General features: G+C 67.3%; 16 protein-coding genes. 5 read left to right on the top strand and 11 right to left on the bottom strand.

All coding sequences use genetic code 11. From position 1 onward, the window contains the following. The first annotated feature begins 247 nt into the window (after positions 1-247). Positions 248-730 carry a GNAT family N-acetyltransferase gene (locus DM450_RS15790; protein ID WP_142638005.1) on the top strand — a complete coding sequence of 161 codons (483 nt, stop codon included), beginning with the start codon at positions 248-250 and terminating at the stop codon, positions 728-730. 46 nt (positions 731-776) lie between these two features. On the opposite strand, the gene DM450_RS15785 is transcribed toward DM450_RS15790, so the two are convergent. The 6 genes from DM450_RS15785 to rpe all read right to left on the bottom strand — a co-directional run bounded on the left by DM450_RS15785 (position 777) and on the right by rpe (position 6,225). Continuing rightward, positions 777-1,238, bottom strand: coding sequence for a Fur family transcriptional regulator (locus DM450_RS15785; RefSeq protein ID WP_142636350.1), 462 nt, complete (start codon positions 1,236-1,238; stop codon positions 777-779). A gap of 70 nt (positions 1,239-1,308) precedes the next feature. Further along, positions 1,309-1,458: a hypothetical protein gene (locus tag DM450_RS25890; protein ID WP_185928633.1), complete on the bottom strand. Its 150-nt coding sequence runs from the start codon at positions 1,456-1,458 to the stop codon at positions 1,309-1,311. A gap of 191 nt (positions 1,459-1,649) precedes the next feature. Further along, positions 1,650-1,859: a hypothetical protein gene (locus tag DM450_RS15780; protein WP_142636348.1), complete on the bottom strand. Its 210-nt coding sequence runs from the start codon at positions 1,857-1,859 to the stop codon at positions 1,650-1,652. A 22-nt stretch (positions 1,860-1,881) separates the two neighbouring features. Beyond that, positions 1,882-3,474 carry a bifunctional phosphoribosylaminoimidazolecarboxamide formyltransferase/IMP cyclohydrolase gene (purH, locus tag DM450_RS15775; RefSeq protein WP_142636347.1) on the bottom strand — a complete coding sequence of 531 codons (1,593 nt, stop codon included), beginning with the start codon at positions 3,472-3,474 and terminating at the stop codon, positions 1,882-1,884. A gap of 111 nt (positions 3,475-3,585) precedes the next feature. Next, positions 3,586-5,427, bottom strand: a complete 1,842-nt coding sequence (locus tag DM450_RS15770; RefSeq protein ID WP_142636346.1) for a heparinase II/III family protein — start codon at positions 5,425-5,427, stop codon at positions 3,586-3,588. Between the two features lie 135 nt (positions 5,428-5,562). After that, a complete protein-coding gene (gene rpe / locus DM450_RS15765) occupies positions 5,563-6,225 on the bottom strand; it encodes a ribulose-phosphate 3-epimerase (RefSeq protein ID WP_142636345.1) in 663 nt (220 codons plus the stop codon). A gap of 323 nt (positions 6,226-6,548) precedes the next feature. Between rpe and DM450_RS15760 the strand changes: the two genes are divergently transcribed. Beyond that, on the top strand, positions 6,549-7,073 hold the full coding sequence (locus tag DM450_RS15760) for a DUF2141 domain-containing protein (RefSeq protein WP_142636343.1): 525 nt from the start codon (positions 6,549-6,551) through the stop codon (positions 7,071-7,073). Between the two features lie 25 nt (positions 7,074-7,098). Here DM450_RS15760 and DM450_RS15755 read toward each other — a convergent pair whose 3' ends face one another. The 3 genes from DM450_RS15755 to DM450_RS15745 all read right to left on the bottom strand — a co-directional run bounded on the left by DM450_RS15755 (position 7,099) and on the right by DM450_RS15745 (position 9,933). Next, complete coding sequence (locus DM450_RS15755; RefSeq protein ID WP_142636341.1) at positions 7,099-7,869, bottom strand: nucleotidyltransferase family protein; 771 nt, start codon at positions 7,867-7,869, stop codon at positions 7,099-7,101. Beyond that, positions 7,866-8,780: a hypothetical protein gene (locus DM450_RS15750; RefSeq protein WP_142636340.1), complete on the bottom strand. Its 915-nt coding sequence runs from the start codon at positions 8,778-8,780 to the stop codon at positions 7,866-7,868. Before DM450_RS15750 ends, DM450_RS15755 begins: the two co-directional genes overlap by 4 nt. Before the next feature lie 106 nt (positions 8,781-8,886). Continuing rightward, a complete protein-coding gene (locus DM450_RS15745) occupies positions 8,887-9,933 on the bottom strand; it encodes a diacylglycerol/lipid kinase family protein (RefSeq protein ID WP_142636337.1) in 1,047 nt (348 codons plus the stop codon). Positions 9,934-10,305: 372 nt separating this feature from the next. Between DM450_RS15745 and DM450_RS15740 the strand changes: the two genes are divergently transcribed. Continuing rightward, entirely contained in the window at positions 10,306-11,466 is a 1,161-nt protein-coding gene (locus DM450_RS15740; protein WP_142636335.1) for a CDP-alcohol phosphatidyltransferase family protein, read from the top strand. 25 nt (positions 11,467-11,491) lie between these two features. Beyond that, positions 11,492-11,926 (top strand): HIT family protein, encoded by a 435-nt coding sequence (locus DM450_RS15735; protein WP_142636334.1) that lies wholly within the window; start codon positions 11,492-11,494, stop codon positions 11,924-11,926. 55 nt (positions 11,927-11,981) lie between these two features. Here DM450_RS15735 and phbB read toward each other — a convergent pair whose 3' ends face one another. Both phbB and DM450_RS15725 read right to left on the bottom strand, forming a co-directional pair. Next, positions 11,982-12,704, bottom strand: coding sequence for an acetoacetyl-CoA reductase (gene phbB, locus DM450_RS15730; protein WP_142636332.1), 723 nt, complete (start codon positions 12,702-12,704; stop codon positions 11,982-11,984). A 202-nt stretch (positions 12,705-12,906) separates the two neighbouring features. Then, positions 12,907-13,770, bottom strand: a complete 864-nt coding sequence (locus DM450_RS15725; protein ID WP_260609920.1) for a hypothetical protein — start codon at positions 13,768-13,770, stop codon at positions 12,907-12,909. A gap of 230 nt (positions 13,771-14,000) precedes the next feature. Here DM450_RS15725 and DM450_RS15720 point away from each other — a divergent pair, with 230 nt between their 5' ends. After that, entirely contained in the window at positions 14,001-14,477 is a 477-nt protein-coding gene (locus tag DM450_RS15720; RefSeq protein WP_142636330.1) for a DUF3576 domain-containing protein, read from the top strand. Position 14,478: the final 1 nt, after the last annotated feature.

Genomic DNA, 14,478 nt, shown 5'->3' with positions numbered 1-14,478 from the left:
GGGTACCAGCGGCGTCCGCATACGGCGCCCGGCGGGGGCGTAACGGTCTGCGGGTTCCCCGATCCCGATCGCCATATGCTCGGCCTGCCCCCCGTCTTGAGGTCTTTCTCAAGGGTGGCGGGGGAGCGGCAAAGCTGCCATCTAGCCGTTCCCCCCAAGTCTCAGGAGCCTCTCGTTGCCGTCCTCGATCGAGTCATCGACAGTCCTTTCGATCCGCCCCGCGACCCAGGGCGACCTGCCGCGCCTCATGGCGATCATGGATGCCGCCATCGGCACCTTGCAGCAGGGGTTTCTCGATCCCGCGCAGATCGAATCGAGCCGCGCGGTCATGGGCCTAGACCGCCAGCTGGTGGATGACGGCACCTACTTTGCCGCCGAACTCGATGGTGAGATCGTCGGCTGCGGCGGCTGGAGCCGGCGTGCGACGCTTTATGGGGGCGACCACAGTGCGGGCCTGCGCGAGCCGCGTCTGCTCGATCCTGCCAGCGAGGCCGCGCGGGTGCGGGCGATGTACACCCATCCCGCTTTTGCCCGCCGCGGCATCGGCCGGGCGCTGCTGGCGCACTGTGAGGCGCAGGCGCGCAAGGAAGGGTTTGCCAGCTGTGAACTGATGGGCACGCGCTCGGGCGAACCGCTTTACGAAGTCGCCGGCTACCAGGTGATCGAAAGAATCGAGGACGATCGTGGCGGCGCGCCGGTGCCGTTGGCCCGAATGCGCAAGGCGTTTTGATTTAGGCACTGTGCGGGGGTGGGGCTTTGCTTCCGCCCCGGCGCCGTCAGCTGCAGGCGGCGCAGGTCCCGCGCAGTTCGACGACCGGGCGCACATCGGCAAAACCGGCCTGCCTCGCGGCGGCGACCAGCGCTCCGGTCAGGGCGTCGTCGTCGATATGGACGGCCTGGCCGCAGACATCGCAGATCAGGAAGATGCAGTCGTGCTGGCAGCCGGGATGGCTGTTGGCGAGGTAGGCATTGGCGCTTTCGACCCGGCGGGCGAGGTTGGTGCGCACGAAGAGGTCGAGGATGCGGTAGACGCTGTTGGGCGCCACCCGCTTGCCGCGCAGCGCCGAGACACTTTCGGCCAGATCGTAGGCCGAGGCCGGGCGTTCGCGCTGGGCGAGCGCGCCAAACACGTCGGCGCGCATTTCCGTCCACTGCTCGCCGGCGGCGAGCAGGACGGAGCGAGCCTCTTCGATCAGGCCCTCGCCCGAGTGTTCGTGATGTTTGTGCGCACTTGCCATGCGGCCCATATGGGGGCTCGCCGGCCGCGACGCAATCGCAAGAACATCCCTGCGGATGCTCCCGGCATGATCAGTGCTGGAGCGATGCCGCCTGGGCCGGGGGCACCAGGCTTTCGGTGAGCGCGTGGTTGCCGATTCCCATGGCGCCGAACACCAGCAGCGCGCCGCCGGCGAAGCCGAGAGCGAAGAAGCGGTAGAAGTCGGCCTTGAAAAGTCCCATGATCGGTTCAGCTATCCAGTGGTTCACGAAAATTGCGTGACGCCCCTTGGCCCGATTCGCCTTTCCGTCGAGTGAATATCGACGACCTGTGAGGCGTTGTGCGACGAACGGTTCGGATGCCGCGCTGAATCGCGGGAACTGCCCCATTTCCGTCATTGTCGTTCGGCAATGGAACCCGTTTCGGACGAATTTCAGCGCAGAAATGCGCCGATCGCACCCCATCCCAGCGAAGCGATGACCAGTATCGTGATGGGGAGAACCGCGCAGCCGAACGGCAGCGCCAGCGCCAGCATGATTTGCGGCGTGCGTCGAACCTTGCCCAGCCGCACCAGCACGGCCGATGCGGCCATGCCGATGAGGAAGGCGAGGGCAACCAGCGGTCCGAGCCAGTCTACCCCCATGCGCGCCTTCCTCCCGGTCCTATCAGTGCTTGAAGTGGCGCATGCCGGTGAAGACCATCGCCAGACCGGCCTCGTCGGCAGCGGCGATGACTTCCTCGTCACGGATCGAGCCGCCCGGCTGGATCACGGCCGTCGCGCCCGCCTCGGCGGCGGCCAGCAGGCCGTCGGCGAAGGGGAAGAATGCGTCCGAGGCGACGGCCGAGCCGACCGTGCGCGCCTGCGTCCAGCCGAACTTCTCGGCGGCTTCGGCGGCCTTCATCGCGGCGATACGCGAGGAATCGCGGCGGTTCATCTGACCCGCGCCGATGCCGGCGGTGACACCGTCCTTGGCATAGACGATCGCGTTCGACTTGACGTGGCGGGCCACGGTCCAGGCGAACAGGCAGTCCTTGAGTTCCTGCTCGGTCGGCGCGCGCTTGGTCACGACCTTGAGGTCATCAAGGCCGATGGCACCGGCATCGCGGCCCTGCACCAGCAGACCGCCGGTGATCGGCTTCACGGTCAGGCCGGGACGGCGCGGATCGGGGAGGCCTCCGGTCAGCAGCAGGCGCAGGTTCTTCTTCTTGGCGAAGAACGCCCGGGCTTCCTCGTCGGCATCGGGGGCGACGACGACTTCGGTGAAGATCTGGCAGATCGCTTCGGCGGTCGGACCGTCGAGCGTGGTGTTCACCGCAACGATGCCGCCGAAGGCCGAAACGTCGTCACAGGCCAGCGCGCCCTGCCAGGCTTCGAGCAGGCTGGAGCCTTGCGCCACGCCGCAGGGGTTGGCGTGCTTGACGATGACCACGGCCGGGTCCTGACCCTTGAACTCGGCAGCGAGTTCGAAGGCGGCGTCGGCATCGTTGTAGTTGTTGTAGGACAGTTCCTTGCCCTGTACCTGCTCGCCCTGGGCCAGCCCCTTGGTGAACGGGCCGACCGGCGTGTAGAGCGCGGCCTTCTGGTGCGGGTTCTCGCCATAGCGCAGCGTGGTGGCGAGGCGGCCGTTGACGCTGAGCATCTCGGGGAACTCGAGGCCCTGATCGGCAAAGGCGAACCACTGCGAGATCATCGAATCGTAAGCGGCGGTCTGCGCGTAGGCGCGCGCGGCGAGCAGCTTGCGGAACGACAGGGTGGTGCCGCCCTCGGTCGTTTCCAGCTCGGCAAGCAGGCCGGCATAGTCCTTGGGATCGGTGACGATGGCGACGAAAGCATGGTTCTTCGCGGCCGAACGCACCATCGACGGGCCGCCGATGTCGATGTTCTCGATGATCTCGTCCCGGTCGGCGCCTTTGGCGACGGTCGCTTCGAAGGGATAGAGATTGACGACGACGAGGTCGATCGCGCCGATCTCGTGATCGGCCATGGCCTTGGCGTGTTCCGGATTGTCGCGCACCGCCAGCAGGCCGCCGTGGACCTTGGGGTGCAGCGTCTTGACGCGGCCGTCCATCATTTCGGGGAAATGGGTGAGGTCCGAAATGTCCTTCACCTCGAGGCCGGCGTCGCGCAGCGCCTTGACGGTGCCGCCGGTGGAAACCAGCTCCACCCCGCGCGCGGCAAGCGCCTTGCCGAGATCGGCGAGGCCGGTCTTGTCGGAAACCGAAAGCAATGCGCGGCGGATCGGAACGATATCGGTCATCGGTGAAGCCTCTTGCGAATAGGGCGGGCAAAGATTTGCGCGCCCTCTAGGTCCACAGGGGCGATGCCGCAAGGTGGGTAAGCCACAACGGGTGGCGTATCCCGGCCGAAACTATCGCATTTTCTTGAGAAGCCAACCGAAGTTTCCGCCGCCGCGCGAGACCATGCCCTGAATCACCAGTTGCTGCGTGGCCTGCGGGCGCCCCATGCCGTCGACCCAGAGCGAATCCTCGATGGCAACGTCGCCCGCCGTGCTGCGGAACTGCCAGTAGCTGCCGTCGGGCAGGGTCAGTGCCGCGCCCTGGCCGTCGGCGGTGGGCGCCACCTCGACCTCGGGTCCCAGGTGGAAGCGGATCGAGAAGCCGACCTTGCCGCGCTTGCCCTTGCGTCCCGCCGGAAGCAGCACGTCTTCGCCGCGCAGTTCGCTGCCGTCGTCGCGCAGGATCAGGATGCGGCGGTGGGTGAGGCCGTGGCGGGCGGCATAACCGTTGTGGCTGGCTTCGAGGCGCGTGGCATTGCCGCCGTTCTCCTGCACCAGCGACTTGCGGTCGACATCGACCTCGCTGACGCCCGAGCCGATCGCGCCGTTGATGAGGATCGCGGTGGAATTGGCATCGTCGAGTGTCAGCGTGGAATGCGCTGCGGTGGCGCGCAGGGCCTGCTCCAGCCGCACGGGAACAAGCCCGCCGCCGCTGGCGGCGCCGCCGCAGTTGACGATCAGCCGGTGCTTGCCCTGCGACAGTTCGAAAGCCAGCGTCGAGGCGCAGCCGTAGCGGGCATGGCCGGGCAGCGGCGGCGGCGCGGTGTCGAACTGGAGGATCGCCTTATGCGCGGAGACGCGCTGGTAACCCCACTGGCGCACGTCGCGCAGCGGGCGGGTGCGCACGCCGCTGGCCTGAACCAGTCCTTCCACGTCCTCGGCGCTGACCGCCCAGCCGCCCTGCCATGATCCCAGCGAACCGTCGCCGTGGGTCAGCGCCAGGAGCGGCGGGACCAGCATCTCGACCACGCGCTCGACCGTCGGTGGTGGGTCCTTGCGGGTCGCGTGATAGCAGTTGCGCAGGCGCACCAGCAGGGCGATCGCCTCCATCTGCGCGAGCGGGCTGCGCGAAAGCACGCCGCCATCGTCGCCCATCAGATCGCCCAGCGCCTTGATCAGCCCCGCCTCGCCGTAGAGACGGCGCGGACGGCCGTCCGGCAGCAGCAGGCCGGCGGCGATGATCGCGCACCAGCCGGCGACGGCGGCAAGCCCGTCCTCGGCATTGTGGACGCGCCGGTCGAGCCAGCGCGCGGTGGCGGCGATGTGGGCGAGGGTGCGGTTGCGCAAGGCCTTGTCGCCGGAAAGGATCAGCGGCGCGTGCACCATCCAGTTCATCAGCCGCATGCCGGTATTGCCCACTGCCCATGCCGGCCCCTTGCCCGGTTTGGCCGGCGGGGCGGGATTGGCCTGGAGCCATGCGGTGAGGATGCGCTCGGCCACGGCCGTGCACTGTTCCCGCGGGGCGCAGGCCTCGAGGTCGGAGAGCCAGGCAAAGCTGTGCACCACGCGTTCGAGCGGCGGGGTGACCCGCGCAGCGCCCGCATAATCGACCTGGGCGATCGGTGTCCTGGCACCGTGGATCAGGAAGTGACCGGCTCGCAGCGCCGTCCCTGCCGCGCCGTTGCCGGGCACGGTGTTGTTGACGGTGGCCAGCAGGCGGGTGCGCGGCTTGCGGCCGATCGGCGAGGTCAGCATCGTCGCGGGAACGCCAAGGCGGTAGGCGAAGCGGATGAAGCGGTCGGCGGCGCCCGCGGCGGGCGTCGAAAAATCGGCGAGCGCCAGCTGGCGTCCTGTCTCGTAGCGGGGCTGCGCCTCGGCCGCGTCGAAGGGGCTCGCGGGACGAACGGCGGCGGTGGCCGAGGCCGGGGCGTCGTCAGCCAGCGCGTCGTCAGCCGGCGAGACGGTCGATGTCATACCCCTGTCCACTGCACTTTCCTCCCCTCCCGCCGATCCCGGGCTCCCCGACAACGCGCCTGTGACCAGCCGGTTGCTCCCCTCCGCGCCCGGATGTCCGGTTTTGCCGCGCGGATGGGAGCGTGTGGCCAATGGTCAGTCCAGTCCCTTGAGCGTCCGGATATTGGCGGCATATTGGCCGGGGCCGCCGCGGAAGGTGGCGGAACCCGCGACCAGCACGTCGGCACCGGCGGCCACGCACAGCGGCGCGGTCCTGGCATCGACGCCGCCGTCGACTTCGAGGCGGATGTCGCGGCCCGACTTGTCGATCATCTTGCGCACGGCCTCGATCTTGCGAAGCTGGCTGGAAATGAAGCTCTGGCCGCCGAAGCCGGGGTTGACGCTCATGATCAGGACGAGGTCGATATCGTCGATCAGGTAGTCCAGCATCTTGGCGGGCGTGGCCGGGTTGAGCGAGACACCGGCCTTCTTGCCGAGGTTCTTGATCGTCTGCACGGTGCGATGGATGTGCGGACCGGCTTCGGGATGGACGGTGATGTAGTCCGCGCCGGCATCGGCGAAGGCTTCGAGATAGCTGTCGACCGGCGAGATCATCAGGTGGACGTCGAAGACCTTGGCCGAGTGCGGGCGCAGCGCCTTCACGACGGCGGGGCCGATGGTGATGTTGGGCACGAAGTGGCCGTCCATCACGTCGACATGGATCCAGTCGGCACCGGCCTCGTCGATCGCGCGGACTTCCTCGCCCAGGCGGGCAAAGTCGGCGGAGAGGATCGAAGGCGAAATCAGCGGCACGGTCATGGAAACGGGAACTCCTCGGCAACAATGAATAAGACACCACATCTAGTGGCGACAAGAAGGCGGCGGGCCGTTTTCCACACGCGATATGGAGCGGCCCCATAGATCGGGAAGGCCGCGCGGGAAAGGCGAGATTGCGCTTTACCGGGCAATCTCGAGGGGAATCGCGGCGGCCGGGCTTGCGGCTTCACCGATTGTGAATTGGCAATTCAGAGTGCATTCACGGCCTTGGCGCCAATTCGCGGCGTGAAATGGCGCAAGGTCCGGGCGGTCGCATGGCGACCGGAACCGGCGCAGGCGCATCGTGATGTGTGATGAGGCCAGTTATGAACGTGAAGTCTTCGCTGCCCGCGCGCCGCTGGGTGCGCCGTCTCCCGGTTGCCGCTGCGGTACTGGGCGTGCTGGGCCTGGCGGTCTCGGCCGGGGCAGCCGTGCGCGGTCACGAGGAGATTCGCAACGACATGAGCAAGTGCCGGGCCGGTGCCGGGCCGGCCATGCTCGTCACGGTTGACGGCATCAAGGCCTCGCAGGGGACGGTTCGTGTCCAGAGCTACCGCGCGACTTCGGCCGAGTGGCTGCAGTCGGGCAAGTGGATCTCGCGGATCGAGGTGCCCGCGCGCGCCGGGACGATGACGTTCTGCCTGCCGCTGCCGTCCGGCGGCACTTACGGCGTTGCCGTGCGTCATGACGTCAACGGCAATGGCAAGACCGATATCAGCACCGATGGCGGGGCGATGTCGAACAACCCCTCGATCAGCATCTTCAACCTTGGCAAGCCGAGCTACACCAAGGTCGGCGTGGCGGTGGGCGACGAGGTGAAATCGATCCGGGTGCAGATGCGCTACATGTAACGGATGGATTGCCGCGGGTTCGCCTTTACCTGCGGCCGAGGATGGCGCGGGCGTCGACAAGATCGGAAGGCTTGTCGACGTCGACCGCAGCCAGACCGTCGCGCGCGGCGACGAGGCGGGCCTTGACGCCGATCTTCGAACCGAGCCGGGCAAGGGCGGCGGCCAGTGTCAGGCGGCCCAGCGCATAACCGAGCAGGATGCCGATCCCCAGCCTGGCGGCAATCCGCCAGGGACGCTTGCGGTCGGCCTCGACCAGCTTCCAGGTCTCGATTGCCTTGGCGGCCTGCGCTGTTTTCAGCAGGAACAGGTTGCAGCCCGACCACTGGCCATCGGCAAAGCGCAAGTAAGTGCGCTTCGAGCCGGGCATGGCCGCCTCGATGCGGCCGCGTTCGGCCAGCAGCACGGCGACGTCGGCATCTTCGGGGGTGTCTTGCAGGAAGTCGCGCACCCATTCGCCGCGCAGCAGAGCGTGGTCCGAGGTGGTGACCAGCATCGGTGCCCCAAGCGCGGCAAAGCCGGCGGCGACACTCGCGCTTGGCCCCGCCGCGGCAGGCAGGACTTCGCAGCCCAGGGTTTCGGCCAGCGCGATGACAGCCGGGTCGTTGGCGACCACGGCGATGCGCTCGGCCCCGGCATCGCGCAAGGCGGCGACGACATGGGCAAGCATGGGTTTCCCGGCAATCCCGACCAGCGCCTTGTGGCTCAGACCCTCGGCGGCAGCGACCGGATCGGGAGCGCCGGGACGCGATCCGGCGAGAATCAGCGCGGCCGGGAGGACGGGGGCGGGAGAGATCATGCGGACTTGCGCTCCATGGCTCGTTTTGTCCGCCAGACATGCCAGAGCACGCCGGGGGCGGCGAGGACCGGATGGCGTTCGCGCCAGGGCGTGACCGTCACCGGCACGCCGGTATGGCGCTCGATCTTCCACGCGGCATAGCGCGCGGCCCCGTCGAACGTGGTCGAGGCCTTGAGCAGGCGCATGACATTGTAGGGTTTGCCCATGCGGCGGCGATGTGCCCACCAACGCAGCAGCGCCTCGCGCCGGGGGCGGGGCAGGTCGGGCCGGATCGTGCCGTCGCTCTGGCGTTCGAAGCGGATGTCCTCGGCGGTGAGGGCGAGCGGCAGCAGACCGTCGAAATGGACCTGATTGACCGAGAGGATCGAATCCTCGCGGCCGGCCTTCTCGACCCGGAATTCGGCGGCATAAGTCGCCCGGAACAGGGCGCGCCAGTAATCTTCGGCCGTGCCTTTCTCGGGACCGAGCGCGACGGCAAGGCGGGCGGCGGTGCGGGCCGCGCCTGCCACCGCGTCTGCCACGGTTTCGGCGGCGGCGGGGCCGCGCTGCCAGGCCAGCGCGCTGGGCTGAACGAAGCGAGCCCAGATCGTGGTGTCGACCAGTTCGCCGGCAGCGGCGGCGCGGAACGTTTCCAGCGCCATCGTCGCCACTTTGGCGCGCAGGGTCACACCTTCGCGGTCCCACTCATGATAGCTGACGCGGGGCCAGATCTTCTCGACCTGCGGGCCATCGACAAGCACGTAGAAGTCCAGCACGCCTTCGAGCGAGCCGGTGCGCAGGTTCGAGCCGTAGAACAGTACGGCGGCAGTGCCCGGCGCCGCTTCGGCGAGCTTTCGGGCAAAGGCGCGGACCTCGGGCACGACCTGCCGTTCCAGCGCGCCGCGCACGCGTCCTTCGAGATCTTCGCTCATGGCTTCACGCTCTCGGGCAGGATGGCCCTGAAATCAACGGGGGGCGAAAAACAAACCGGCCCGAAAGCGCGGGCCGGTTGCGGGTGAAACATCTTTCGCGTGGAGTTCAGGGCACCACGAAGGTGATCTGCGGCCCTTCCTCAAGCACGTAGTCGCCCGAGGGGAAAGCCTCGCCGTCGAGGATGAACGGGCCGCCGATGTCGAGATCGACCGCGCTGGTGGCGAAGCGGTGGGTGCCGCGCTTCTCGAGGAAACGCCCGGCCAGGCCGAACATCATGATCAGCGGCAGCAGTGCCACCACCCAGCGCACCGGCCAGTCGATCACCGCCATCTTCATGCCGGGGGCGACGTGGCGGCCGAACGGCCGCGCGCCGAGCGGGAACTGCTCGAACGTGGTGGCCACGGTCATGAACCGCTCATGCGGATCGCCCGGGCCGTCGTAAGGCAGGTCGCTGCCGGTGTGGTGGTCGATCAGGCGGGTCGGGGTGCACGAACGCCAGGGATTGCCGGTGCGGCCGAACAGGGTCTGGATGATGCCCCAGAGCACTGTCAGGCCGACCGCGAAGCTGTTGAAGGCACCGCGGCGGTGCGCTTCCTGCCCGGCCTCGGTGGCGAGCGCAAAGGCGCCGGTGCCCAGGATGAAGCCCTGCACGCAGCCGTTGCTGCCATCGCGCGAGGAAATGCGCAGCGGCCGGCGGGACAGCGTATGGCCCTTGTGGGCGGCGGCCAGGGCTTCGGCCAGCGACCAGTGATTGGGCAGGCCGAGGTCGATCGCCAGCGCATTGGTCTTGCCCTTGGGCAGGACGATGAACGTGGGCCACTGGTCACCGAAGATCTCGGCGCCGCACGTCAGCACGTCGCGCACGGTGCCATCGCCGCCGTCGACCACGAGGTAGTCGATGCCGCGCTGGGCAAAACCTTCCAGCACGCTGTAGAGGGCGCTGCGCGTGCGCGGCGTCTCGGTCAGGATGTTGGAGCAATCCGCCATCTCGGGCGCATGGCCCTTGTTGCGGTGGCTGCGGGGATTGCGGATGATGCCCACGAGCGGGACCGACCGCCCGCGACGAGCCTGTCGTCCGGGGCGTGCGATCCTGCGCGGGCCTTGCTCACCGACCTGCGGCAGCGTCTCGAATTCGTAGATGGTTCCGTACACGGGGCCCTATGTAGTGCTGCCTGCCCCGGAAATCACCAAGAAACATTCCATGACACATTCAAGTTACAGTTCCATGGCGGTTTTATGAGGGGTTGAAATTGAAGCAACTCGTTGCGCATTTCCTGCAAGCCTCTGGCGGGTCACGAAAGCCGGGGCGGAAACGCGGGGCACTTTAGAATCTGTTTGAAAATGCCCGAAAGGGCATTTTGAGAGCGGCGCCAGCCCACTCCCTCACCCGGCCGCCTACAGGATACTGCCGATGGGCGCCCGGGTGGCGGAGTGGGCGGGCGCCGCGAAATTCGCTTTCCGCGAATTTCCAATCGGGCTCTTAGCGCATTCCCAAATCGCCGCTTAAAGACTAACGCCAGAGGCATGGTTTCCACGTCTTCTTCCTCCCAAATCGCGCCGGTCATTGTCACGGTCGGCGATAACCCCGTGAAACTATGGGGACTTACCATGACCGAACGGGTCGGGCGGATCGCCCGCGCGAACGGTTTTGTCACCGCGGATGCGGCTGCCGGCAGTCTCGGCAATGGCCCTGCCGTTCTGTCGAACGCGGCCTTCGCCTGGGACCCGGCATGGTTCCGCCACATTTCTGCCAAACCCGGCATGGTGCTGACGCTGGGCGGCGTTCCCGCGCTCGCCCATGCCGCCGATGGCGAGCAGGCCGCGCGAATCGTGCAGGCGATGCGCACCGGGTCGGAGCTCAGCGATTCGGCCGGGCTCGATGTCGTTGCGTTCGAAAGCGGTCCGACGATCGAGAACAAGCAACTGCGCAAGCGCGAGACGCCATTCCTGATGGCGCTGACGCGCGAGACCGTGCGCCCGATCGAGCGGGCCAGCTACTTCGGCGCCTATAAGGGCGTGACCGACGTGCTGACCAAGTACCTCTGGCCGGAATGGGCGCTGGTGCTGACGCGGGTTTGCGCGAAGCTGCACATCACGCCGAACATGGTGACGTCGGTGGGTGCCGTGTTCTGCGTCGTCGCCACGGTGCTGTTTGCCTATGGCCACTACTGGCTGGGCATGGCGCTCGGTCTCGTGTTCATGGTGCTCGATACTGTCGACGGCAAGCTGGCGCGCTGCACGATCACGTCCTCGGCCTGGGGCAACGTGTTCGACCACGGCATGGACCTCGTCCATCCTCCGTTCTGGTGGTGGTTTTGGGCGACCGGCCTGGCGACCTGGGGGCTGGCCTATGACACGGCCACCTTCTGGTGGGTCCAGGGGGCGATTCAGGGCGGTTATGTTGTCCAGCGCCTGATCGAGGGCGTGTTCATGCGCCAGAACGGGACGATGCACATCCACGTCTGGCAGCGCTTCGACAGCCAGTTCCGGCTGATCACCGCGCGGCGCAATCCCAACATGGTGATCCTGTTCGTGGCGATGGTTTTCGCGCGCCCCGACCTTGGCCTTGTCGCGGTGGCCTGGTGGACGGCGATTTCCTGCCTGATCCACGCGGTACGGCTGGTGCAGGCATGGATTGTGCGGGCGCGCGGCGGCAGGATCACCTCCTGGCTTGCGGACGCCTGAGCGGCCCGACACGGAGACGGCAATCATGAACGCGACGATCGAGAAGTTCGGCTATCCGGCCAGCCTGGTGGCCGAGTTCGAGCATTGGCTGGTGCTGGCCCGCCCGGCCCAGCCGACGCTGGGTTCGCTGGTGCTGGCGGCCAGGTCCGAGGCGACCGCGTTTGGCGATCTGCCGGTCGAGGCGCATGCCGAGCTCAAGCGGGTGAGTGCCGCGATCGAGGCGGCGCTGGCCGGCGCTGTCGATTATGCCCGGCTCAATTACCTGATGCTGATGATGGTGGACCCCCACGTCCACTTCCACGTGATTCCTCGCTACGAGGGCGCGCGCGAGTGGCAGGGGCGTGAGTTCGTCGATTGCGGCTGGCCCAAGGTACCTGACCTTGGCCACGCGGTGGCCCTCGAGGGCGACGATCTGGCCGCACTGGCCGCATGGCTCGGGCAGGCCTTCGCGGCCGCCTGAGCCGGATGGACCGGAGCGGACCGGCGCGCGCTGGTGGCGCGCCGGTCCGGCTTCCTCAGTACATGTGCTGCCCACCGTTGATCGACAGCGTCGATCCGGTGACGAAGGCGGCGTTCTCGGAGCAGAGGAAGGCGCAGCCGCGGGCGATCTCGTAAGCGGTGCCGAGGCGGCCGACCGGGATCTTGGCGACGATCTTCTCCAGCACCGGTGCCGGCACCGCGGCGACCATGTCGGTATCGATGTAGCCGGGCGCGATGGCGTTCACGGTGACGCCGTACTTGGCGCCTTCCTGGGCCAGAGCCTTGGTGAAGCCGTGGATGCCGGACTTGGCCGCGGCATAGTTGACCTGGCCGTACTGGCCGGCCTGGCCGTTGATCGAGCCGATGTTGACGATGCGGCCCCAGCCGCGCTCGCGCATGCCGGGGAACGTGGCCTTGGCCATGTTGAAGCAGCCGCCCAGGTTGATCCGCATGACGTCGTTCCAGTCGTCGAACGTCATGCGGTGCAGCACGCCGTCGCGGGTGATGCCGGCGTTGTTGATGACGATATCGACCGGGCCGTGCGTTTCCGTCACTTCGGCTACGCCCGCGAGAACGGCTTCGTGATCGCCTACGTCCCACTTGTAGGCGGGGATGCCAGTGCGTTCGGTGAAGGCCTTGGCCTTCTCTTCATTGCCGGCGTAATTTGCAACTACGGTATGTCCACGTTCCTTGAGGGCGAGGGAAATTGCCTCGCCGATACCCCTGGTTCCGCCGGTAACGATCGCAACACGCGCCATATCAAGCCTTTCGCTTAGTGCATCCACCAAGGGCAGGCTATGAAATGCACATGACGAGGGCAAGTCGGAGCCTGTCGCCCCGGTGCGCAATTTGCGCCGAAATGATTGATACAAGCGCAATCGCGATTGCATGGCGCTCAATCGGAGGGCGCCAACAGGCGCTCGGGAAGCCGGCTCTTGCGGGCGCCCGAGCGCGACGGGGTCAGAACTTGAACTGGGTGCCCACGTAGATCGCCTGGGAATCCTGCTTGCCATCGGTCAGCGGGACAAGGCGCTCGCGGTCCTGCGAGTAGCGCAGGCCGGCGGTGACATCGATGTTCTTGGTGAGGCGATAGGCGCCGCCGAGGTCGACTTCGCCTGCCTCGCTCGTGAAGGTGTGCGGGGCGCGCCCGGCGGCCCGCTTCTCGTCGATCGAGATGCGGGTGCTGAAGCGCGAATCGTTCCTGTCGGCGGGGCCGGCCGCAAGGCTGAACTTGCGCAGTTCGGGCGCGTCGGCGATGCCGTGGCCGACCGGCTGCTGCTGTGCGGTGTCCGCCGAGAAATTCTGGTAACCGCGCGAGACGCCGAGGTTGAAGGCGGCGGGCGCGATCCTGAGGCGGCCGACGTCATTGTCCGCCTGCGCCACCTGCAGGCGGTTGTGCACGACGATGATCGACTTGGCCGCCTCGGAATCGACACGCACGGCCACGGTGACTGCACGGTCCGGCCGATTGGGCGTGCCGGCCGGGGTGAACGGGAACGGCTGTTCCTTGCCCAGTGAGCGCATCGCGATCACCCGCGAGAGGTTTTCCGACGAGGTGTCGGGGTCGAGCGAATCGACCGCCGGGTTGCGCCCGCCGATACCCTTGAACGAGGTGGAAAAGGCCAGGACCGCGCTGGGCAGCGCCAGCACGCCTACGCAACCAGCCAGCATGATGCCGGCTTTCATGCTGCCTTTCGACGAGCGTGCGCGCTGCATTTCCATCGTGGTACCCTCGATGCCCTTCCGTGACCGTGCCGAGAGAACGTGCATCTCCTCCTTCTTCGGGGAGGGGCTGGAAACTCGATCGGCAGTCGTGGTCATCATCACTGCCTTACCTTAACACAGGATGATGGACTAAGGGAGAGGGGGCGTGCGCCGGGGCCGGCAAGTGGGCAGGTCCGCGTTCATGAAGCGTTTAGCCGGCGTGCAGTTTAGCGTGCCGAGCCGATGCGGCCGCACTTGCCGCCCCGGCAACGGCGGCTATAGAGGCGATGGATGGCAAATCGCCGGAACGTCCGGCCGCTCTACGCCAAGACAGGAACTGGGAACCGACAATGACAGGCAGCACCGACAAGGGCCTCTTCACCGCTCGATCACTGGCGACCGCGGGCTTCTGCGCCGTGGCGGCGCTTGCGCTGGTCGGTTGCGGTGGCGGCCGGAAGCAGAAGCAGGCGAAGTCTGCCGCGTCCGCGCCTTCGATGGTGACCACCATCGGTGTCAATTCCTACCTGTGGCGCGCCAGCCTCGATTCGCTCTCGTTCATGCCGCTGCTCCAGTCGGACAGCGCCGGCGGCGTGATCGTCACCGACTGGTACACCAATCCCAAGGAACCGAACGAGCGCGTCAAGGTCACCGTCATGATCCTCGACAAGGACCTGCGCGCCGATGCCCTGCGGGTGACCGCGCAGCGCGAAGTCGCGTCGAACGGCGCCTGGGCGCCGGCACCGGTCCAGGCGGCGACCGTGCAGAAGCTCGAGGACATCATCCTCACCCGCGCCCGTGACCTGCGCCGCGATTCCATCGGCGGATAAC

Source organism: Sphingomonas sp. IC081 (genome assembly GCF_006874585.1).
Lineage (GTDB): Bacteria > Pseudomonadota > Alphaproteobacteria > Sphingomonadales > Sphingomonadaceae > Novosphingobium.
Note: the sequence above shows the minus strand (reverse complement) of the source record. Positions and strands in the feature narration are given on the sequence as shown.

What these genes read in the sequence shown, in the direction of transcription:
- purH (WP_142636347.1), bottom strand. Translation starts at nt 3,474, where the DNA reads ATGACCGATATCGTTCCGATCCGCCGCGCATTGCTTTCGGTTTCCGAC.
- DM450_RS15770 (WP_142636346.1), bottom strand. Translation starts at nt 5,427, where the DNA reads ATGACATCGACCGTCTCGCCGGCTGACGACGCGCTGGCTGACGACGCC.
- DM450_RS15755 (WP_142636341.1), bottom strand. Translation starts at nt 7,869, where the DNA reads ATGATCTCTCCCGCCCCCGTCCTCCCGGCCGCGCTGATTCTCGCCGGA.
- DM450_RS15735 (WP_142636334.1), top strand. Translation starts at nt 11,492, where the DNA reads ATGAACGCGACGATCGAGAAGTTCGGCTATCCGGCCAGCCTGGTGGCC.
- DM450_RS15780 (WP_142636348.1), bottom strand. Translation starts at nt 1,859, where the DNA reads ATGGGGGTAGACTGGCTCGGACCGCTGGTTGCCCTCGCCTTCCTCATC.
- rpe (WP_142636345.1), bottom strand. Translation starts at nt 6,225, where the DNA reads ATGACCGTGCCGCTGATTTCGCCTTCGATCCTCTCCGCCGACTTTGCC.
- DM450_RS15790 (WP_142638005.1), top strand. Translation starts at nt 248, where the DNA reads ATGGCGATCATGGATGCCGCCATCGGCACCTTGCAGCAGGGGTTTCTC.
- DM450_RS15720 (WP_142636330.1), top strand. Translation starts at nt 14,001, where the DNA reads ATGACAGGCAGCACCGACAAGGGCCTCTTCACCGCTCGATCACTGGCG.
- DM450_RS25890 (WP_185928633.1), bottom strand. Translation starts at nt 1,458, where the DNA reads ATGGGACTTTTCAAGGCCGACTTCTACCGCTTCTTCGCTCTCGGCTTC.
- DM450_RS15725 (WP_260609920.1), bottom strand. Translation starts at nt 13,770, where the DNA reads ATGATGACCACGACTGCCGATCGAGTTTCCAGCCCCTCCCCGAAGAAG.
- DM450_RS15760 (WP_142636343.1), top strand. Translation starts at nt 6,549, where the DNA reads ATGAACGTGAAGTCTTCGCTGCCCGCGCGCCGCTGGGTGCGCCGTCTC.
- DM450_RS15750 (WP_142636340.1), bottom strand. Translation starts at nt 8,780, where the DNA reads ATGAGCGAAGATCTCGAAGGACGCGTGCGCGGCGCGCTGGAACGGCAG.
- phbB (WP_142636332.1), bottom strand. Translation starts at nt 12,704, where the DNA reads ATGGCGCGTGTTGCGATCGTTACCGGCGGAACCAGGGGTATCGGCGAG.
- DM450_RS15785 (WP_142636350.1), bottom strand. Translation starts at nt 1,238, where the DNA reads ATGGCAAGTGCGCACAAACATCACGAACACTCGGGCGAGGGCCTGATC.
- DM450_RS15740 (WP_142636335.1), top strand. Translation starts at nt 10,306, where the DNA reads ATGGTTTCCACGTCTTCTTCCTCCCAAATCGCGCCGGTCATTGTCACG.